Here is an 18,082-nt window from a genome sequence, read left to right on the forward strand (position 1 = left end):
ACACCTTGTGGATTACCGTTCGCCCTTGCGGTAGGGCTTCATCAGGGCCTGCGGGTAGGCGGCGCGGCGCGCCATCACCACCAGGGCCAGGATGGACAGGATATAGGGCAGCATCAGGTACACCTGATACGGCAGTTCGGGCAGGCCCGGCAAGGCCGCCCCGCCCTGCTGCAGGCGTAGCTGCAGCGCATCGAAGAACGCGAAGATCAGCGCGCCCAGCAGCGCCTTGCCGGGCCGCCACGAGGCAAACACCACCAGCGCCACGCAGACCCAGCCGCGGCCATTGACCATATTGAAGAAGAACGCATTGAACGCCGCCAGCGTCAGGAAGCTGCCGGCCACGCCCATCAGCGCCGAGCCGGCCACGATGGCGCCCATGCGTAAGCGCGTGACCGACAGGCCCTGGCCTTCGGCGGCGGCGGGGTTTTCACCCACCATGCGGATGGCCAGGCCGACCGGCGTGCGGTTCAGCACCCAGGCCAGGATCGGCACGGCGGCCAGCGCCAGCAGCGTCATCGGCGTCTGGCCGGCCAGTACCGGGCCGATCAGCGGAATGCCATCCAGGAACTTCATTTCCGCGAACGGCGTGATGGTGGGCGGCGTGTTCACGCTGGGAAACGTGACGCGGTAGGCGAAGTAGCTCAGGCTGGTGGCCAGCAGCGTCACGCCCAGGCCGGACACGTGCTGCGACAAACCCAGCGGCACGGTCAGCACGGCATGCAGCAGGCCGAACACGGCGCCCGCAAACGCGGCCGCCAGCACGCCCACGTACAGCGGCGCGCCCAGGTACACCACCAGCCAGCCGGTGAAGGCGCCGGCGGCCATGATGCCTTCGATGCCCAGGTTCAGCACACCGGCGCGTTCGCACAGCAGCACGCCCAGCGTGCCCAGGATCAGCGGCGTCGCCAGCCGCAACACGGCGACCCAGAAGGCCGCGGAACTCAACAGGTCCATCCATTCCATGGCGTGCTCCTCAAGCCCGGTGGCGGCGCAGGCGGTACTGCGCGAATAGCGTCGCGACCAGCATGGCGAGCAACGAAGTGGCGACGATGACGTCGGCGATGTAGTTCGGCACGGCAATGGCGCGGCTCATGCTGTCGGCGCCGACCAGCATGCCGGCTACGAAGATGCTGGCCAGGATCACGCCCAGCGGATGCAGCCCGGCAAGCATGGCCACCACCACGCCGGTGTAGCCATAGCCCGGCGACATGTCCAGCGTGACATAGCCGGTGCGGCCCGCCACTTCGATGGCGCCGGCCAACCCGGCCAGCGCGCCCGACAGCATGGCCGTGCCCAGCATGACGCGGCTGACCGGCAGGCCCAGAAAGCGCGACGCATGCGCATTGGCGCCCACCGCGCGCATCTGGAAGCCGAACACCGTGTAGCGGTTCAGCAGCCACAGTCCCAGCGCCAGGCCGGCGGCCCACAGCAGGCCGGTATGGGCGCGGGTGCGTTCGATCAGCTTGCCCAGCTCCAGGTCGGGGTTCAGCGCCACCGACTGCGGCCAGCCCATGGCCATCGGGTCCTTCATGGGGCCATCCAGCATCATCGACACGAACAGCAGCACGATGAAGTTGCCCAGCAGCGTGGTGACCACCTCGTCCACGCCCAGGCGGGTCTTGAGCAAGGCGGGAATCAGCAGCAGCAAGGCGCCGGCCAGCGCCGCGGCCAGCATCATGCCGGAGAACAGCACGGGCAGCGGCAGGTCAAAGCCCGTGCCGTCATGCATGCCGCCCACGGCCACGGCCGCCAGCGCGCCCAGGTACAGCTGGCCTTCGGCGCCGATGTTGTAGAAGCGTGCACGAAACGCCACGGCACAGGCCAGGCCGGTCAGCATCAGCGGCGTGGCGCGGGTCAGCGTTTCGGACAGCGCGAAGCGCGAGCCGAACGCGCCTTCGAACAGCAGCGCGTAGGTGCGGCCGACGGGCGCGCCCGCCCAGGCCACCAGCAGCGCGCAGATGGCCAGGGTGAAGAGGATGGCCGCGATAGGCGCCAGGGCCAGCGCGGCGCGGCTGGGCTCGGGGCGGCGTTCCAGGGTCAGTTTCATTCTAGAAATGCTCAATGAGTAAGGGCGCGGCGCGTCACGCGCGCGTGCCCGTCATGGCCAGGCCGACGGTGGCGGGCGTCCATTGGCCGACGGGCTTGACCGCGACCAGCTTGCCGCCGCACAGCACCGCGATGCGGTCGGCCAGGGCGAAGATTTCTTCCAGGTCTTCGGACACCAGCAGGATGCCCGCGCCGCGACGACGCGCGGCCAGCAGCTGCTCGCGCACGTAGGCGACCGCGCCGATGTCCAGGCCCCAGGTGGGCTGGTCGGCAACGATCAGGCGCGGTTCGCGCGCCAGCGTGCGGCCCAGGATCAGCTTCTGCATGTTGCCGCCCGACAGGCTGCGGGTGCGCACGTCCAGCGAGGCCGCGCGCACGTCGAACTGCTTGGCCAGGGCTGCCGCGTAGGCGCGGCCGGCGCTGGCGCGCACCACGCCGTAGCGGGCGAAGCGCGGGTCCTTCAGGTCTTCGACAATGGCGTTTTCCCACAGCGGGCTGTCGCCGATGACGCCTTCGCCGTGGCGGTCTTCGGGAATGCGGCCCACTTGTGCCGTCGTCCAGCCGGCCGGCGTGGTGGGCGCGGCCGCATGCTCGGGGCCCAGGCGGATGGTGCCGTCCGACGGCAGGCGCAGGCCGGTCAGCACCGACACCAGCGCCTGCTGGCCGTTGCCGGCCACGCCGGCAATGGCCACGATCTCGTGTTTGTGTACGACCAGGTCCAGGCTGTCCAGGCGCGGCGCGCCGTCGCGGCTGTCGCGCACGGTGACTTGCGACAGCGTCACCACCGGCGCGGCCTGGCCGGCCGCCGCCATCGCTTCGGCGTGCGGCATGGCGACCTTGCGGCCCACCATCAGCTCGGCCAATTCGGCCGGCGTGGTGGCGGCGGTGTCGCGTTCGGCCACCAGCTTGCCCTGGCGCAGCACCGCGACGCGGCGCGACACGGCCATCACTTCGTCCAGCTTGTGCGAAATGAAGATGACGGCCAGGCCCTCGTCCACGAAACCGCGCAGGGTTGCGAACAGGTCCTGCACTTCCTGGGGCGTCAGCACCGCGGTGGGCTCGTCCAGGATCAGCACCTTGGCGCCGCGGTACAGGGCCTTCAGGATTTCGACGCGCTGCTTCTCGCCGACCGACAGGCCGCCGACGCGCGCATCCGGGTCCACGCCCAGGCCGAAGCGCTGGCCCAGTTCGACCAGGCGGCGGCGCGCCTGGCCGCGGCCGGACGCCAGCTTCCACAGCGATTCGGTGCCGACCATGATGTTGTCCAGCACGGTCAGGTTGTCGGCCAGCGTGAAGTGCTGGTGCACCATGCCCACGCCCGCCGCCAGCGCGGCGTCGGGCCGGCCGGGGGGCAAGGGCTGGCCGAAGACTTCGATACTGCCGGCGTCGGCCACATAGTGGCCGAACAGAATCGACACCAGGGTCGATTTGCCGGCGCCGTTCTCGCCCAGCAAGGCCAGCACCTCGCCCTGCGCGAGGGTCAGCGAGACATCATCGTTGGCCGTCAGGCTGCCGAAGCGTTTGGTGATCCCCGCAAGACGCAGGGCGAGAGGCGCTTGGTTCATCGTGCCGAGGACTTGGGTTCTTTGTCGACGACCTGCACCGTGAAGCTGCCGTCCAGGATGGCCTTCTGCTTGGCCTGCACCTTGGCGATCAGGTCGGCCGGGATCTTGCTTTCGAAGGTGCCCAGCGGCGCCAGCGACGAACCCTTGTACTTCATCAGCGAGTACTGGCCGAAATCCGCCGCCTTGAACGTGCCGCCCTTGACCTGCTTGAGCGCTTCGTCGATGGTGGGCTCCATGCTCCACAGCGCCGAGGCCACCACGGTTTCCGGGTACTGCGGCTGGGTGTCGATGACGTTGCCGATGGCCAGCTTGCCGCGTTCCTTGGCGGCGTCCGACACGCCGAAGCGTTCGGCGTACAGCACGTCCGCGCCCTTGTCGATCATGGCGAAGGCGGCTTCCTTGGCCTTGGGGGGATCGAACCACGAACCGATGAAGGTCACGGTGAATTCGGTCTTGGGGTTCACTTCCTTGGCGCCCTCGATGAACGCCTGCATCAGGCGGTTCACTTCAGGAATGGGGTAGCCGCCCACCAGGCCGATCTTGCCGGTCTTGCTCATGCCGGCGGCGATCATGCCGGTCAGGTAGGCCGGTTCCTGGATGTAGTTGTCGAACACCGAGAAGTTGGGCTGCTGCGGCTTGCCCGAAGAACCCATCAGGAAGGCGGTCTGCGGATAGTCCTTGGCCACCTTGCGGGCGGCGGCTTCCACGGCGAAGGCTTCGCCCACCACCAGCTTGTTGCCCTGCTCGGCGTACTGGCGCATGACGCGTTCGTAGTCGGCGTTGGTGACGTTTTCCGAGAAGGTGTAGTCGATTTCACCGCGGTCGCGCGCGGCGGTCAGCGCCTTGTGGATGCGCGACACCCATTGCTGCTCGACCGGCACCGTGTAGATGGCGGCCACTTTGAGCTTGGCGGGCGCTTGCGCCTGGGCAGCGCCCGAGAACAGCAGCGCGCCGGCGGCGGCTGCCGCGGCCAGCTTGAGCAGGCCGCGGCGGGCAATGCCGCCTGCAGCCGGGAGGGAAAAGGATTTCATGCGGAAGGCTCCTTCGCGGGGATGGAAAGGGAATGGGGAGAAAGGCGGCGATGTCCGGGCGTCGCGGCGCGGCACGCGTGGGCGGGCGGAAACGAAGGCGTGGGATCGGTCATCGGAAGGGGGGCTGCCGGGGCAGCGCGCCCCATCCGAATGGGCGGGTTCGCAGCCAGTCCTGGCGAAGCAAGTTGTATGCCATGGGGCATTCCCGCGGCAAGTCGGGGGAATCCTGATGGCCGGGCGGGATTATAGGCACCCTGGCGGGGAAAGGTGGCACCAAGATGGTGCGCACCGTCGCGGGGCGTGGACACTTTCGTGCTGGAACAGCCTGTTGCGGTCCGCTTGAGCGTCCGCGGGCTGGGCAGAAGCCTAAAATTCCAGCAAAGAGCCGCGCTGGGCGCGGCAAGCCGGAAAACACCATGCAAGACATTCAATTGCTGCTCGAGCAGTACGGCGGGTGGCTCGTGTTCGCCAACGTGCTGGTCGAGCAGGCCGGGCTGCCCGTGCCCGCCTACCCCATGCTGATCGCCGCGGGCGCCCTGGCCGGCGCGGGCGGCTGGCTGACGCCCTGGCTGGCCGCCACCGTCGCCTGCCTGCTGGCCGACACGCTCTGGTACGTGGCCGGGCGGCGTTATGGCTCGCGGCTGCTGGGCGTGGTCTGCAAGCTGTCGCTGTCGCAGGATTCCTGCATCCGCCAGACCCAGCGGCTGTACCTGCGCATCGGCGTGCGCGCCCTGCTGGTGTGCAAGTTCCTGCCTGGCGCGGGGGCGCTGTCCACCGTCATGGCGGGCCTGACCAATACGCCCTACCGGCGCTTCCTGGCCTACGACCTGGTCGGCGCCCTGATCTGGGCGGGCTCTGCCCTGTTGTTGGGCGGCCTGTTCCACAGCGTCGTCAACGATGTGCTGGACGTGCTGGGCACTTACGGCCCGATGGGGCTGGCCATCCTGGCGGCGGTGCTGGCGCTGTACATCACGGCGCGCGGCCTGCGCCGCTGGGTGCTCAAGCGCAACCTGCGCGTGATTCCGCGGCTGTCGGTCGACGAACTGATGCAGTGGCGCCAGGACGGCCGCAACACGCTGGTGTTCGACGTCCGGCCCGAGGCGCAGCAAGAGGCCGACCGCATCCCCGGCGCGATCGCCGTCGACCTGCGCGCGCCCTTGCCGGCGCTGGCGGCCGATGCGCAGGCCGCCGACATCGTGGTCTATTGCGCCTGCCCCAACGAGGTCTCGGCGGCCATGCTGGCCGCGCGCCTGCGGGCTGCCGGCTATCCCAATACCTGGGCCCTGCGCGGCGGCTATGAGGCCTGGGTGCGGCACATCCACCCTGCCTGACCGGCCCGGGGCCTTCGGGGCCGGCCGGGGCCGCGCCACGGTCATTTCACCTGACACCCGCCTGACCCGCCGCCCGCCTGTCCGGGCCGTGGGCAGCCTGCACGGCCGGCCCTGCGCCGGATGCCGTCCCGGGCGCATAATTTCGCTATCGGCCCGCGCTTCCGACGGGCACAGGAGACAGGCATGCGGTTGTTGTTCTTGGGTGCCGGCGGCACCGGTGGTTATTTCGGCGGACGCGCCGCCCAGGCGGGCGCGGACGTGACCTTCCTGGTGCGCGAGGCCCGCGCGGCGCGGCTGCGCGAACAGGGGCTGCGCATCCAGAGCCCGTTCGGCGATGTGACGCTGCAACCCCAATTGGCCACCGCCGACACGCTGCAAGGCTTCTACGACGTGGTGGTGCTCAGCTGCAAGGCCTACGACCTGCCAAGCGCCATCGACGCCATCCGCCCCGCCGTGGGGCCGGACACCGCCGTGCTGCCCATCATGAACGGCGTGCTGCAGTACGACGTGCTGGACCGAGAATTCGAACCCCACCGGGTGCTGGGCGGCCTGTGCCAGATCAACGCCACGCTGGGCGCCGAAGGCCAGGTCATCCACCTGGGCAAGCACGCCAGCATCGTCTTCGGCGAACGCGCGGGCCCGGCCCGCAGCGCCCGCTGCACGGCCCTGGCTGACGCCCTGGACGGCGGCGAATACGTCAGCCGTCTCAGCGAAGACATCCACCAGGACATCTGGGAAAAATACGTTTTCCTGACCACCCTGGCCGCCGCCACCTGCCTGATGCGCGGCACCGTCGGCCAGATCGTGTCCACCAATGACGGCGCCGACATCGTGCGCGGCCTGCTGCGCGAATCGCAGTCGGTCGCGGCCGCCAGCGGCCACGCGGTGCGGCCCGATGCCGATGCCGCCGCGCTCAAGATCCTGACCGATCCGACCCAGCCCATGACCGCGTCGATGTTCCGCGACCTGCGCCAGGGCCTGCCAGTCGAGGCCGACCACATCGTCGGCGACATGGTGCGCCGCGCGCAGACGCTGGGCGTGGACGCCACCACGCTGCGCACGGCCTACGCGCATCTGCAGGTGTATCAGGCGCAGCGCGCCGCGACCTGATACGGCCGGGCCGCCAGGGGCTCATTGGTGCACGGAATGCAAAAAACTCTTCCGTCTCCGTGAGTTCCTGGAACCGATCTGGCCGAATAGTATGGCTTTGTCCAACCTTCCAAGGAGCAAGACCATGAAAATCGCATTGATCGGAATTACCGGCCGCGTCGGTTCGCGCGTGGCAGACGAATTGCTCAAGCGTGACCACCAGGTGACGGGCATTGCCCGCAACCTGGGCGACGTCAATCCCCAGCCCGGCCTGACCATCCAGCAGGGCGACGCCACCGACCCGCAAGGCCTGACCCCGCTGCTCAAGGGCCACGACGCCGTGGTCAGCGCCTCGCGCTTCGTGTCGGCCGACGCCAAGCCGCTGCTGGCCGCCGTGAAAGACGCCGGCGTGCCGCGCCTGCTGGTGGTGGGCGGTGCAGGCAGCCTGCAAGTGGCGCCCGGCAAAATGCTGATCGACACCCCCGAATTCCCCGACGCCTACAAGCCCGAGGCCCGTGCGGGCGTCGTGTTCCTGGATACGCTGCGCCAGGAAAAAGTGCTGAACTGGACGTTCCTGTCGCCCTCGGCGCTGTTCGAACCCGGCGAGCGCACCGGCACCTTCCGCATCGGCGACGACTCGCTGCTGGCCGACGATGACGGCAAGAGCTGGATCTCGATGGAAGACTACGCCATCGCCCTGGCCGACGAAATCGAGACGCCCAAGCACTCGCGCCGCCGCTTTACCGTGGGCTACTGACCCGGGCAAGCGATTTCGGCGGCGTCGCCGCCAGTGTTGTTTGCGCGCGATAGCCGCCGCCCCGTTGCCCCCTTGCGCCCCAAGGGGGCTTCGTTTTGCGCCAATGCCGCGCTGCCAGTAGGGTCGAATGGTCCCCATTTGTTTGTAAACTGGCAGGCCGCCACCAGGCGTCACGACCCGAGTAGTTGTATGAGCATGAAGTTGAAATCGCTGGCCCTCTGTATGCTGCTGGCCTCCAGCTGCCTGGCGGTTGCGCCGGCGCAGGCGGCCGCCCCGCAGTCGAACAAGGACATCGTGGTGGCGTTTTTCCGCATGATGTTCCAGGACCGCGAGATCGACGAGGCGGTGCGCCTGTACGTCGCCAAGAACAACTACACGCAGCACAACCCCTACATGCGCGACGGCGTCGAACCCATGGTGGACTTCTTCCCCCATTACTTCGAACAGCATCCGCAAGCTACGGTCGACATCAAGCGCGTGATCGCCGAAGGCGACCTGGTCGTCATCCACAACCTGTGGAAAGAATCGCCCGAAGACCGCGGCCAGGCCGTGGTGGATATCTTCCGCGTCGAAAACGGCAAGATCGTCGAGCACTGGGACGTCAGCCAGGAAATCCCGGAAAACCCCGCCAACAAGAACGGCATGTTCTAGTTTTCACAGGCCCCCCATGTCCGCCATCGAACCCGTCGACCTGCCCCGCGCCTACCTGCTGCTGAACCACGGCCCCACCGTGCTGGTCACCAGCGCGCACGGTGGCGAGCGCAACGTCATGGCCGCGGCCTGGGCCATGCCGCTGGATTTCAGCCCGCCCAAGATGCTGGTGGTGGTGGACAAGAACACCTACACCCGCAAGCTGATCGAGGCCTCGGGTGAATTTGCGCTGTGCATTCCGTCGCGCGCCCAGGCGCAGGCCACCTTGCAGGTGGGGTCGCATTCGGGCACTGACGCCGACAAGTTCAAGGCCGCGGGCCTGTCCACCTTTGCCGCCAGCAAGATCGGCGCGCCGCTGGTCGAGGGTTGCCTGGGCTGGCTGGAATGCAAGGTCGTGCCCGAGCCCCACAACCAGCAGGCCTACGACCTGTTCATCGGCGAAGTCGTGGCCGCGTGGGCCGCGCCCGATGTGTTTTCGGGCAACCGCTGGCACTTCAACGATGATGCGCGCCGGTCCGTGCACTACCTGGCGGGCGGCTCGTTCTTCGCCACCGGCGAAGCGTTCACCGTTACCGACCCGGAATAACCCGCCATGCGCCGCGTCTACCTGGCCGGTTTCGACGTGTTCCTGCCCGATGCCGTGGCGCACGGCCAGCGGCTCAAGGCGCTGGTGGCTACCTACGGTTTCGAAGGCCTGTACCCGCTGGACAACGTGCCACCGCCCGGCCTGGCCGGCGCGCCGCTGGCGCAATGGATCTACCGCGCCAACGTGGCAATGATCCGCCGGGCCGACCTGGTCATGGCCAACCTGAACCCCTTCCGCGGCGCCGAGCCCGATTCCGGTACGGCGTTCGAGGTCGGCTACGCAATCGCCTGCGGCAAGCCGGTATGGGGCTATACCTCGCAGGCCGGCAGCCTGCTCGAACAGTCCGCCGTGGGCGTGGCGGCCGACGACGCCTCACGCGCCGTGGACGCGCAAGGGTTCACGGTCGAAGACTTCGGCATGAACTTGAACCTGATGCTGGCGTGCAGCGCGCACATCGTGGTGGGCGACGCTGCCGATTGCCTGGCCCGCATGGCGCGGGCGTAGCCCGGCAAGATCCCGCATGAATAAGGGTGGCGGGCGGCGCGATGCGCCCGCCGGGTGCCAGGCCGAGTGTCAGGCCGGGTTTCAGGCCTGCGCCTTGGCGCCGCGCGCGGCCTTGCCTGCCGTCTTGCGGGCCGGCTTAGCCGGGGCCGCCGCCTGCGGCGTGCCCAGGTAACCCATCACGGCATCCACCACCGCCTGTTCCAGCTGCGCCGGGGTGAAGCCGGCCGGCGGTTCCAGCGCAGCGGCATGCACCAGCGATTCGATGATGCGCAGCACCACGTAGGTGGCCAGTTCGCGATCGTGTTGCGCGATTTCGGCACGGTGCAATTCCAGCAGGTGGCGCATGCGCCGATGGATGTCCTGGTCGGCGCGGCTGTGGTCGCGCGGCTGGTCAAACAACGGGAATTCTCGTTCCAGCACGCGGTGCAGCGCGGGCTCGAGCAGATGCGCATGCAGCGAGGCGCCGACGATGGCCGCGACGCGCTCGCGCAGGGTGGCTGCCGGGTTGCCCAGCAGCGCCTGGTCGATGACATCCAGCATCTGGTTGTCGTGGCGGTCGTGCAGCGCGGCGATCAGCGCATTCTTGTTGGGAAAGTACTGGTACAGCGAACCGACGCTGACGCCCGCCGTCTCGGCGATCAGGTTGGTATTGGTGCCGGCGTAGCCATGTTCGGCCAGAACGCGAGCTGTCGCTTGCAGAATGGTCTCGACCGTCTGCTGCGACCGCTGCTGGCGCGGCGATTTACGGGGCTGCGGGATGCTGGTCATGGAGTTCGGGGAAAGCGAGTTTCAAACCTGAGCGTTGGCTCATAAAATTTCTGGCAGGCAGCTTGAGTCCGCCCTGTACTGGCGGATTATGCCATCGCCGATTCCGGCGGCCAGGCATCTCGCTGCACTTCTCCCTTTCAAGGAATACCTATGTCGAATTCATCGACGGCCGGGGCTATGCCCGCGGCCGGCGGGGTCGCGCGCCCCGTTTTCATGCAGATACTGCCGCTGGCGCTGGCGGTCTTCGTCGGCTTTTTCATGGTGGGCCTGCCGATGCCGGTGCTGCCGCTATATGTGGACGGCGTGCTGGCGCAAGGCGCGCTGATGGTGGGCGTGGTGGCCGGCATGCAGTTCGCAGCCGCGCTGCTGTCGCGGGCCTATTCGGGGTCGCTGGCAGACCGCCGCGGCGCCAAGCTTGCGGTGGTGGTGGGCTTTCTGCTGGGCTCGCTTGCGGGCCTGTTCTATCTGCTGGCCGATGGCCTGGCGCAGCAGCAGCCCCAGGCCGCGCTGGCCGCGTTGATGGCCGGCCGCGCCATCATGGGTTGCGGCGAAAGCCTGATCGTCACTGGCGCGCTGAGTTGGGGCGTGGGCCGTGTGGGGCCGCAGAACGCGGGCCGCGTGATGGCCTGGGTGGGCGTGGCGATCTACGCCGCATTCGGCCTGGGGGCGCCGGCTGGCATGCGATTGTTCGGTGCGGCGGGTTTTGGCGGCATCGCCTGGGCGACGGTGCTGATTCCGGTGGCGGCGCTGGCGCTGGTGCTGCCGCAACGCGGTGTGCGCGCGGCGGGTGGCGTGCGCACGCCGTTCTACCGGGTGCTGGGGCTGGTGCTGCTGCCCGGGCTGGGCCTGGCGCTGACCAGCGTGGGTTTCGGGGTGATCACGGCGTTCATCAGCCTGCTGTTCGCCGAACGCGGCTGGAGCGGCGCGGCGTGGATGTTCACGTTGTTCGGCGGCGGCTTCATTCTGGCGCGGGTGTTCTTTGCCGGTTTGCCTGACAAGCTGGGCGGCGCGCGGGTGGCGCTGGTGTGCGTGCTGATCGAGGCGGTGGGCCAGTGGCTGATCTGGACGAGCGCGACGCCGGTCTGGGCGTTTGCGGGTGCGTTGCTCAGCGGCGCGGGCTATTCGCTGGCCTTCCCGGCGTTCGGGGTGGAGGCGGTGCGGCGGGTGCCGGCGGCAAGCCGTGGTGCGGCGATGGGGGCGTACGTGGCGTTCCTGGACGTGGCGCTGGGCATCGCGAGCCCGTTGGCCGGATGGCTGGCCGGCTATCAAGGCTACGGTGCGGTGTATGCGATGGGGGGCGCGTGCGCGCTGGGCGCGGTGGCGGTGGCCATGGCCTTGCGGGGCCGGGTGGCGGCTCCGTAGCAAGAGGGGTGGCGGCCGACGATTGATGTGGCCGCGCGTGGCTTGATGCGTCGTTGACGGCGCCCGCTTGTGCGGGCGCCGTTTTTCGTCAGACCGTGGCGGCCATTTCCAGGACCTGGTCGTCGATGCTTTCGGCCTGGCCGTCGCGCAGGCGTTGCAGGTGGTCGGCGAGTTCGGCGATGGTCAGGGCAACCAGGCCATGCTGGGCGGCGTAACGCTCGAGGGCGGCGCCGCGCATCATGGTGCCGTCGGCGTTCATGAGTTCGCACAGCACACCGGCGGGCCGCAGGCCGGCCAGGGTGGCGAGGTCGACGGACCCTTCGGTGTGGCCGCGGCGGGTGAGCACGCCGCCGGCCTGGGCGCGCAGGGGGAAGACGTGGCCGGGGCTGACGATGTCTTCGCTTTGGGCGGTGGGCGAGATGGCGGCGCGGATGGTGGTGACGCGGTCGACGGCGGATACGCCGGTGCTGACGCCTTCGCGGGCTTCGATGGAAACGGTGAAGGCGGTGGCGAAGCGGCTCTGGTTGCGCTGGACCATGGGGGCCAGGTCAAGGCGGTCAAGGACTTCGCCGGGCAGGCACAGGCAGACGATGCCGCTGCCGTCGCGGATGAGCTGGGCCATGACGGGCACGGTGAGCTTGTCGGCGGCGACGATGAGGTCGGCTTCGTTTTCGCGGTCGAAGTCATCCATGAGAATGACGGGACGGCCCAGGCGCAGGTGATGCAGGGCGCGTTGCAGGCGCACGGCGAAGGGCTGGGAAGCCAGGCTGGGGATGGCGGACTGCTGGGTGACGATGGTGTTGGACATTGAAACGCTCTCGCGGATTAAGTGGGCGAAAAACGTTTCAGGGCTATTGGACAGCCGAACGCAAAGCCGCTGGCCAGGCGCTTGGCGGCCCGGGCAGCTGGTTATGTGACGGCACATCTTCTCTCATCCGGACTATGACCGTCGGCTCTGGCATTTCACCAGATCTGCTGACCCCGGTGTCCTGGTGGACGCCGGGCGCTCGCGGGCTTGCCACATTGCATGGCTTACCGCCGGTGGGGAATTGCACCCCGCCCTGAAGACGTACTGCTTGTCGTGTTTTTCACGACTTTTTGATTTTACGCCTGTCTTCGAAGGGGGGAAGAATATGCTTATGGGCAGTATGGGTATCGGGGATTGATGGCTGCTTGCGTCGGGCGGGGTTCTGTTGACGCCCGGGGCGGCTGGGCCTTGGGTGCGCGGGGCTACGATTGCGGTCCGGAGCCTTCGCTCCGGACTGGCCTCGGCGGCCCCCCCCTTCGTCATCTTCGTCCAGGCCTTCGGCCTTCCCTTCAGATTCCCTCGGGCGCATCTACACGCCCCGCGCACCCCAAGGCCCCGCCGCCCCGGGCTCGATCGGTTTCAGCCTGGAGGTTGTTGGGGCGGGGGGTGTGCTTGGCGTTCTAGCCAAGGGCTGGTGGGGGTGGAGGATCTTGCGGGGTAGGCTGCCGTCCTTGCGGCGGCAGCGTGGTGGTGTTCCCGGGGCCGGATTTATTCCGCGGCTTGCGGCGTGGCTTCTTGCTCGGGTTCTTTCTTTTTCTTTTTCTTGGGCAGGGCCAGCATCGTGCCGCGGCACGGGGGGGTGCCGCACAGGCAGCGGTAGCCTTGCTTGAGGGCCTTGGTGATGCGGCCGTCCAGGACCAGGCCGTAGTCGTAGGACAGTTCGGTGCCGCGCGGGATGTCGTTCAGGGCGACGATGTAGACGCGTTTGCCGTGCTTGCCTTCCTGGGCTTCGCAGTTGGGGTCGCAGGAGTGGTTGATCCAGCGGGCGTCGTTGCCTTCGTCGCCGCCGTCGATGACGCGGCCGGAGCTCAGGGCGAAGAAGAAGGTATGGAAGGGATCGTCGGGGTTGGTGGGGTGGCGACGGTCGGCTTCTTTGGCGCTGATGCGGGCGCCGCCGTATTCGATGATGCGGGTGCCAGCGGGAATCTTGCGGGCGGCGAAGACGCCGTTGCCGTGCAGCTTGGAGCGGCGCACGACGTGCCAGGGCTTGATGGGGGTGTCTTCGGTGGTCATTGGCGGCGGGTGGGCGGTGAGACGAAACAGAATTATATCGGCGTGCTTATGACGGGATGACAGGCGTATAGTGAGCGCCGCCTTGTTTCTTACCGATACGCACCATGATTGTCCGTCCGCGTCCTTCCGCGCTGGCTCTGTTCTTTGTTTTGCGCGGCTCCATCATTCCCCGCATCTTGAGCCGGATTCTTGTCATTACGCTGCTGTCGTGCGTGGTGGTGTGGATGTACCACCGGCAATGGTTTTCGCCGACGCATCTGTCGGCGGTGCCGTTTTCGCTGTTCGGGCTGGCGTTGTCGGTGTTCATGGGGTTTCGCAACAACGTCTGTTATGACCGCTGGTGGGAAGCGCGCAAGCAGTGGGGCGACCTGATTGTGCAGGCGCGCAGCCTGGCGCGTGAAAGCGCGGTGCTGCTGGCGGCGAGCACGGCGAATCCGTTGCAGGAAAGGCTGGTGCGGCGCTGTATTGGCTTTGGCTATGCGTTGGCGGCGCGGTTGCGCGATGAAGACATGGTGGCGGCGGTGCAGCCGTGGGTGCAGCCGGACGAGCTGGAGACGCTGGCCGGTTGCCGCAATGTGCCGGACGCGCTGCTGATGGCGATCAACCGGGACCTGGCGGCCTGTCTGCGGCGCGGGGAACTGAGCGACATTCTTTACCAGGGGCTGACGCAGCGGGTGGCGCAGTGCGCGGCGATCCAGGCGGCTTGCGAGCGGATCAAGTTCACGCCCTCGCCTTTTGCGTATTCGCTGCTGCTGCATCGCACGGCGTGGCTGTTCTGTCTGCTGTTGCCGTTCGGGCTGGTGGGCACGCTGGAATACCTGATGCCGGTGGCGGTGACGATCATTGCGTATACGTTCTTCGGGCTGGACGCGCTGGGCGACGAGCTGGAAGATCCGTTCGGGCTCGAGGAAAACGACCTGCCGCTGTCGGCGTTGGCCCGGGTAATCGAGACGGACCTGCTGGAAGGGCTGGGCGTGCGGCCGCTGCCCGAGCCGGCCAAGCCGGTGGATTACGTGTTGCGTTGAGGGCGGGGCCCGCTCAGGTGGCCGGTCCGGTCAGGGGCAGCATGGTTTCCTTCAGGCGGCGCAATACGAAGCAGGATTTGCTGTGGCGGATGCCGGGAATGCGGTAGAGCTGTTCGCGTAGCAGCCGTTCGTAGTCGCGGGTGTCGCGCACGGCGATGCGGATGTAGTAGTCGTAGTCGCCAGAGACCAGGAAGGCTTCGAGCACTTCGGGGATCTGGGCGAGCGCCCGGCCGAATTCATAGAGCGTTTCTTCGCTGTGGCTTTCCAGGGTGACGTGGACGATGACGGTGTCCATGAAGCCCAGGCTGGCCGGGTCGATGTCGACCGTGTAGCCGCGGATGACGCCGGCAGCTTCCATTCTTTTGATCCGATTCCAGCATGGGGTGGACGACAGGCCGACGGCGGCGCCGATGTCGTTCAGGCTGGCGCGGGCATTCTCTTGCAGCACCCGCAGAATCGCCAAATCAAACTTGTCCAGGTTCATTTTCTTCAATCCCTCCGATTTGCAGACAAATTTACTGCGTTTGGCGGCAATCCGTGGAAAAGAAGATAAAAATTCTTCGGACTTGCCCCTAAGATGGATAGCATGAACGATCGCCTGCACCCCTCCGCCGTCACCGCGCTTGCCGCCCCTGAACTGCCCCCTGCCAACGGGGCCAAGATTCTGCTCGATACGCTGATTGCGCACGGGGTGGATACCGTCTTCGGCTATCCCGGCGGGGCTGTGCTGCCGCTGTATGACGCCTTGTACGCCGAGCCGCGCCTGCGCCATGTGCTGGTGCGCCACGAGCAGGCGGCCGTGCATGCGGCCGAGGGCTACGCCCGCAGCACCGGCCGTACCGGGGTGGTGTTCGTCACGTCCGGCCCCGGCATGGCCAACACCACGTCCGGTTTGCTGGATGCCATGTGCGATTCGATCCCGGTGCTGTGCATCAGCGGCCAGGTCACCACGGCGGCCATCGGCACCGACGCCTTCCAGGAATGCGACGCCATCGGCATCTCGCGGTCGGTCACCAAATGGAATACGCAGGTGCGCGCGGTGGACGACGTGGCGGCCGTGACCGCCCGCGCCTTCGAACTGACGCGCCAGGGCCGGCCCGGTCCGGTGCTGCTCGATTTTCCCAAAGACGTGCAGTTGGCGGTGCCGCGCGATGCCGACGATGACTCGTATGCGCCGTCGCAGCAGAAGCTGGCCGCGCTGCGCGCCCGGCGCCAGGCGGGCAAGCTGGCGGCCAAGCTGCCGCAATCGGCCGTGCGCCGCGCGGCCGCGTTGATCGCCCAGGCCAAGCGGCCGATCTTCTACGGCGGTGGCGGCCTGGTGAATGCCGGCCCCGAGGCCTGCGCGGCGTTCACCGAGCTGGTGCGCGCCAGCGGTGCGCCCTGCACGCTGACGCTGATGGGCCTGGGGGCGTTTCCGGCGTCCGATCCGCAGTTTGTCGGCATGCTGGGCATGCACGGCACGGTGGAAGCCAATCTGGCCATGCACAATTCCGATCTGGTGGTGTGCATCGGCGCCCGCTTTGACGACCGCATCACGGGCAAGCTGTCCGAATTCTGCCCGCATGCGCGCAAGATCCACATCGACATCGACCCGGCATCCATCAACAAGGTGGTGCGGGTGGACGTGGCGCTGGTGGGCGATTGCCTGCCGCTGGTGCGCGCGTTGCACGCCGAACTGGGCGACACGCCGCTGGACCCGGCCCGCCTGGCGCCCTGGTGGGCGCGGGTGCAAACCTGGCGCGCGCAGGACTGCCTGGGTTACACGCCGGCCGCCGATGCGATCCTGCCGCAGCACCTGATGTCACGCTTGAATACGGCGCTGGCAGACCGCGACGCCATCGTGTCCACCGACGTCGGCCAGCACCAGATGTGGGCGGCGCAGTACCTGCGCTTTGACCAGCCGAACCGCTGGCTCACGTCCGGCGGCGCCGGCACCATGGGCTACGGCGTGCCGGCCGCGATCGGCGCGCAGATCGCGCATCCCGACAAGACGGTGGTGTGCGTCAGCGGCGACGCCTCGGTGCTGATGAACATCCAGGAACTGTCCACGGCCATGCAGCACCAGGCGCCCGTGAAGGTCGTGCTGTGCAACAACGGCTATATGGGCATGGTGCGCCAGTGGCAGGAGCTGATCCACGGCGGCCGCTACAGCCACAGCTACAACGCGTCGTTGCCCGATTTCGTGGCGCTGGCACGTGCGTTCGGCTGGGGCGCAGCCCGGGTGGACGACCCGGCCAAGCTGGACGCCGCGCTGGCCGAGTGCCTGGCGCACGATGGCCCCTACTTCCTGGACGTGGCGGTCACCGCCCAGGAAAACTGCTTCCCCATGATGCCCGCCGGCCACGGCCACCAAAAGATGATGCTGGCCGAAGGCGTCTGGTACCAGGAGGAGGGTTGACCCCCACGCCGCACGCGCTTCGCGCGCTTGCTGCCCCCCGAGGGGGCTGCCCGGCCTTCGGGCGGCCGGGCGGCCGGGCGACTGTTCCAGCGGGCAACTGGAAAACCAATTGCTCGCGGTGCGCGGTGCTCGGCTCGTTCTTTAGAACTGTATCGACAAGCCGCCGTCCACCACCAGCACATGGCCGTTGACGTACGACGCGGCCTTTGAGGCCAGGAAGACTGCCGCCCCGGCGATCTCTTCCGGCTCGCCCCAGCGGCCGGTGGGGTTGCGCGCCGCGACGCGGGGGCCGAAGTCGGGGTCGGCCACCATGGCGGCGTTGGTTTCGGTGGCGAAGGTGCCCGGCGCGATGGCGTTGCTGGTGATGCCGCGTCCGCCGAATTCCGCTGCCAGCGCCCGCACCAGGCCCGTCAGGCCCTGTTTGGCCGCCGGGTAGACGGCGTCGCCCGCGCGGGCCAGTTCCCCTACGACCGAGGTGATGGCGATCAGGCGACCGCTGCCCTGGCGCACCATGCGTTCGGCGGCCAGCTTGGCCAGCAGGATGCCGGCCACCAGATCGGTGTCGATCAATTCGCGGATCTCGGCGGCGCTGGTGTCGGCCAGTGTCTTGCGGTTGCGCGCGCCCACGTTGTTCACCAGGATGTCCAGGCGGCCGTGCTCGCGGTCGATGCGTTCGAACGCCTGCGCCATGGCCGCGTCGTTGCTGACGTCGAACACCAGCGGGTGGGCCTCCAGGCCGTCGGCGCGCAGCCCGGCCACGGTGGCGTCCACCGCCTGGGCACTGCGGCCATTGATCAGCACGCGCGCGCCGCTGCCGGCCAGCGCGCGGGCGATGCACAGGCCCAGCCCGCGGGCCGAACCGGTCACCAGCGCGACCTGGCCGCTCAGGTCGAATTGTTTCAGGTAGGGCAAGGCGGTCGTCATGGAG

At 68.0% G+C, this 18,082-nt stretch carries 18 protein-coding genes and 1 riboswitch; of the genes, 9 read left to right on the forward strand and 9 right to left on the reverse strand.

Annotation, left to right across the window (positions count from 1 at the left end; genetic code table 11):
- Positions 1–12 precede the first annotated feature (12 nt).
- Genes HV798_RS08590 through HV798_RS08605 form a run of 4 tightly spaced genes read right to left on the reverse strand, consistent with a single transcriptional unit; the run spans position 13 to position 4,642 of the window.
- Complete coding sequence (locus HV798_RS08590) at positions 13–963, reverse strand: ABC transporter permease (RefSeq protein WP_025141125.1); 951 nt, start codon at positions 961–963, stop codon at positions 13–15.
- A 10-nt stretch (positions 964–973) separates the two neighbouring features.
- Positions 974–2,047 (reverse strand): ABC transporter permease, encoded by a 1,074-nt coding sequence (locus tag HV798_RS08595; RefSeq protein WP_025141124.1) that lies wholly within the window; start codon positions 2,045–2,047, stop codon positions 974–976.
- A gap of 34 nt (positions 2,048–2,081) precedes the next feature.
- On the reverse strand, positions 2,082–3,611 hold the full coding sequence (locus HV798_RS08600; RefSeq protein ID WP_175192264.1) for an ABC transporter ATP-binding protein: 1,530 nt from the start codon (positions 3,609–3,611) through the stop codon (positions 2,082–2,084).
- Positions 3,608–4,642 carry a BMP family protein gene (locus tag HV798_RS08605; protein ID WP_025141122.1) on the reverse strand — a complete coding sequence of 345 codons (1,035 nt, stop codon included), beginning with the start codon at positions 4,640–4,642 and terminating at the stop codon, positions 3,608–3,610. Before HV798_RS08605 ends, HV798_RS08600 begins: the two co-directional genes overlap by 4 nt.
- A gap of 416 nt (positions 4,643–5,058) precedes the next feature.
- Between HV798_RS08605 and HV798_RS08610 the strand changes: the two genes are divergently transcribed.
- From HV798_RS08610 to HV798_RS08635, 6 genes are all read left to right on the forward strand, one after another.
- Positions 5,059–5,973 carry a VTT domain-containing protein gene (locus HV798_RS08610; protein ID WP_175192263.1) on the forward strand — a complete coding sequence of 305 codons (915 nt, stop codon included), beginning with the start codon at positions 5,059–5,061 and terminating at the stop codon, positions 5,971–5,973.
- Positions 5,974–6,156: 183 nt separating this feature from the next.
- On the forward strand, positions 6,157–7,083 hold the full coding sequence (gene panE / locus HV798_RS08615; RefSeq protein WP_175192262.1) for a 2-dehydropantoate 2-reductase: 927 nt from the start codon (positions 6,157–6,159) through the stop codon (positions 7,081–7,083).
- A 124-nt stretch (positions 7,084–7,207) separates the two neighbouring features.
- A complete protein-coding gene (locus HV798_RS08620; RefSeq protein ID WP_175192261.1) occupies positions 7,208–7,819 on the forward strand; it encodes an NAD(P)-dependent oxidoreductase in 612 nt (203 codons plus the stop codon).
- A 189-nt stretch (positions 7,820–8,008) separates the two neighbouring features.
- Complete coding sequence (locus HV798_RS08625; protein WP_025141118.1) at positions 8,009–8,470, forward strand: nuclear transport factor 2 family protein; 462 nt, start codon at positions 8,009–8,011, stop codon at positions 8,468–8,470.
- Positions 8,471–8,486: 16 nt separating this feature from the next.
- Positions 8,487–9,056, forward strand: a complete 570-nt coding sequence (locus HV798_RS08630) for a flavin reductase family protein (RefSeq protein WP_175192260.1) — start codon at positions 8,487–8,489, stop codon at positions 9,054–9,056.
- Between the two features lie 6 nt (positions 9,057–9,062).
- Positions 9,063–9,560 (forward strand): nucleoside 2-deoxyribosyltransferase, encoded by a 498-nt coding sequence (locus HV798_RS08635; RefSeq protein WP_025141116.1) that lies wholly within the window; start codon positions 9,063–9,065, stop codon positions 9,558–9,560.
- A gap of 81 nt (positions 9,561–9,641) precedes the next feature.
- On the opposite strand, the gene HV798_RS08640 is transcribed toward HV798_RS08635, so the two are convergent.
- Complete coding sequence (locus HV798_RS08640) at positions 9,642–10,328, reverse strand: TetR/AcrR family transcriptional regulator (protein ID WP_175192259.1); 687 nt, start codon at positions 10,326–10,328, stop codon at positions 9,642–9,644.
- A 150-nt stretch (positions 10,329–10,478) separates the two neighbouring features.
- Between HV798_RS08640 and HV798_RS08645 the strand changes: the two genes are divergently transcribed.
- The gene (locus HV798_RS08645) at positions 10,479–11,690 is read left to right on the forward strand and encodes an MFS transporter (RefSeq protein ID WP_175192258.1); all 1,212 of its coding nucleotides are present in this window, start codon (positions 10,479–10,481) and stop codon (positions 11,688–11,690) included.
- An 88-nt stretch (positions 11,691–11,778) separates the two neighbouring features.
- Here HV798_RS08645 and ribB read toward each other — a convergent pair whose 3' ends face one another.
- Both ribB and HV798_RS08655 read right to left on the reverse strand, forming a co-directional pair.
- A complete protein-coding gene (gene ribB / locus HV798_RS08650; RefSeq protein ID WP_175192257.1) occupies positions 11,779–12,498 on the reverse strand; it encodes a 3,4-dihydroxy-2-butanone-4-phosphate synthase in 720 nt (239 codons plus the stop codon).
- 111 nt (positions 12,499–12,609) lie between these two features.
- Positions 12,610–12,763, reverse strand: a riboswitch (FMN riboswitch).
- A gap of 443 nt (positions 12,764–13,206) precedes the next feature.
- Positions 13,207–13,731, reverse strand: a complete 525-nt coding sequence (locus HV798_RS08655; protein ID WP_175192256.1) for an SET domain-containing protein — start codon at positions 13,729–13,731, stop codon at positions 13,207–13,209.
- A gap of 104 nt (positions 13,732–13,835) precedes the next feature.
- Between HV798_RS08655 and HV798_RS08660 the strand changes: the two genes are divergently transcribed.
- A complete protein-coding gene (locus HV798_RS08660) occupies positions 13,836–14,756 on the forward strand; it encodes a bestrophin family protein (protein WP_175192255.1) in 921 nt (306 codons plus the stop codon).
- 13 nt (positions 14,757–14,769) lie between these two features.
- On the opposite strand, the gene HV798_RS08665 is transcribed toward HV798_RS08660, so the two are convergent.
- A complete protein-coding gene (locus HV798_RS08665; protein WP_025141110.1) occupies positions 14,770–15,240 on the reverse strand; it encodes an Lrp/AsnC family transcriptional regulator in 471 nt (156 codons plus the stop codon).
- 93 nt (positions 15,241–15,333) lie between these two features.
- Between HV798_RS08665 and ilvB the strand changes: the two genes are divergently transcribed.
- Complete coding sequence (ilvB, locus tag HV798_RS08670; RefSeq protein ID WP_175192254.1) at positions 15,334–17,154, forward strand: biosynthetic-type acetolactate synthase large subunit; 1,821 nt, start codon at positions 15,334–15,336, stop codon at positions 17,152–17,154.
- Between the two features lie 141 nt (positions 17,155–17,295).
- On the opposite strand, the gene HV798_RS08675 is transcribed toward ilvB, so the two are convergent.
- Positions 17,296–18,078 (reverse strand): SDR family oxidoreductase, encoded by a 783-nt coding sequence (locus HV798_RS08675; protein ID WP_175192253.1) that lies wholly within the window; start codon positions 18,076–18,078, stop codon positions 17,296–17,298.
- Between the last annotated feature and the right edge of the window lie 4 nt (positions 18,079–18,082).

Source organism: Achromobacter deleyi (assembly GCF_902859705.1).
Classification (GTDB): domain Bacteria; phylum Pseudomonadota; class Gammaproteobacteria; order Burkholderiales; family Burkholderiaceae_B; genus Achromobacter; species Achromobacter deleyi.

Coding starts and splice junctions, on each gene's coding strand:
- HV798_RS08625 (WP_025141118.1), top strand. CDS start 8,009: ATGAGCATGAAGTTGAAATCGCTGGCCCTCTGTATGCTGCTGGCCTCC.
- ilvB (WP_175192254.1), top strand. CDS start 15,334: ATGGATAGCATGAACGATCGCCTGCACCCCTCCGCCGTCACCGCGCTT.
- HV798_RS08600 (WP_175192264.1), bottom strand. CDS start 3,611: ATGAACCAAGCGCCTCTCGCCCTGCGTCTTGCGGGGATCACCAAACGC.
- HV798_RS08590 (WP_025141125.1), bottom strand. CDS start 963: ATGGAATGGATGGACCTGTTGAGTTCCGCGGCCTTCTGGGTCGCCGTG.
- HV798_RS08620 (WP_175192261.1), top strand. CDS start 7,208: ATGAAAATCGCATTGATCGGAATTACCGGCCGCGTCGGTTCGCGCGTG.
- HV798_RS08665 (WP_025141110.1), bottom strand. CDS start 15,240: ATGAACCTGGACAAGTTTGATTTGGCGATTCTGCGGGTGCTGCAAGAG.
- HV798_RS08605 (WP_025141122.1), bottom strand. CDS start 4,642: ATGAAATCCTTTTCCCTCCCGGCTGCAGGCGGCATTGCCCGCCGCGGC.
- HV798_RS08675 (WP_175192253.1), bottom strand. CDS start 18,078: ATGACGACCGCCTTGCCCTACCTGAAACAATTCGACCTGAGCGGCCAG.
- HV798_RS08640 (WP_175192259.1), bottom strand. CDS start 10,328: ATGACCAGCATCCCGCAGCCCCGTAAATCGCCGCGCCAGCAGCGGTCG.
- HV798_RS08655 (WP_175192256.1), bottom strand. CDS start 13,731: ATGACCACCGAAGACACCCCCATCAAGCCCTGGCACGTCGTGCGCCGC.
- HV798_RS08645 (WP_175192258.1), top strand. CDS start 10,479: ATGTCGAATTCATCGACGGCCGGGGCTATGCCCGCGGCCGGCGGGGTC.
- HV798_RS08635 (WP_025141116.1), top strand. CDS start 9,063: ATGCGCCGCGTCTACCTGGCCGGTTTCGACGTGTTCCTGCCCGATGCC.
- HV798_RS08660 (WP_175192255.1), top strand. CDS start 13,836: ATGATTGTCCGTCCGCGTCCTTCCGCGCTGGCTCTGTTCTTTGTTTTG.
- panE (WP_175192262.1), top strand. CDS start 6,157: ATGCGGTTGTTGTTCTTGGGTGCCGGCGGCACCGGTGGTTATTTCGGC.
- HV798_RS08610 (WP_175192263.1), top strand. CDS start 5,059: ATGCAAGACATTCAATTGCTGCTCGAGCAGTACGGCGGGTGGCTCGTG.
- HV798_RS08595 (WP_025141124.1), bottom strand. CDS start 2,047: ATGAAACTGACCCTGGAACGCCGCCCCGAGCCCAGCCGCGCCGCGCTG.
- ribB (WP_175192257.1), bottom strand. CDS start 12,498: ATGTCCAACACCATCGTCACCCAGCAGTCCGCCATCCCCAGCCTGGCT.
- HV798_RS08630 (WP_175192260.1), top strand. CDS start 8,487: ATGTCCGCCATCGAACCCGTCGACCTGCCCCGCGCCTACCTGCTGCTG.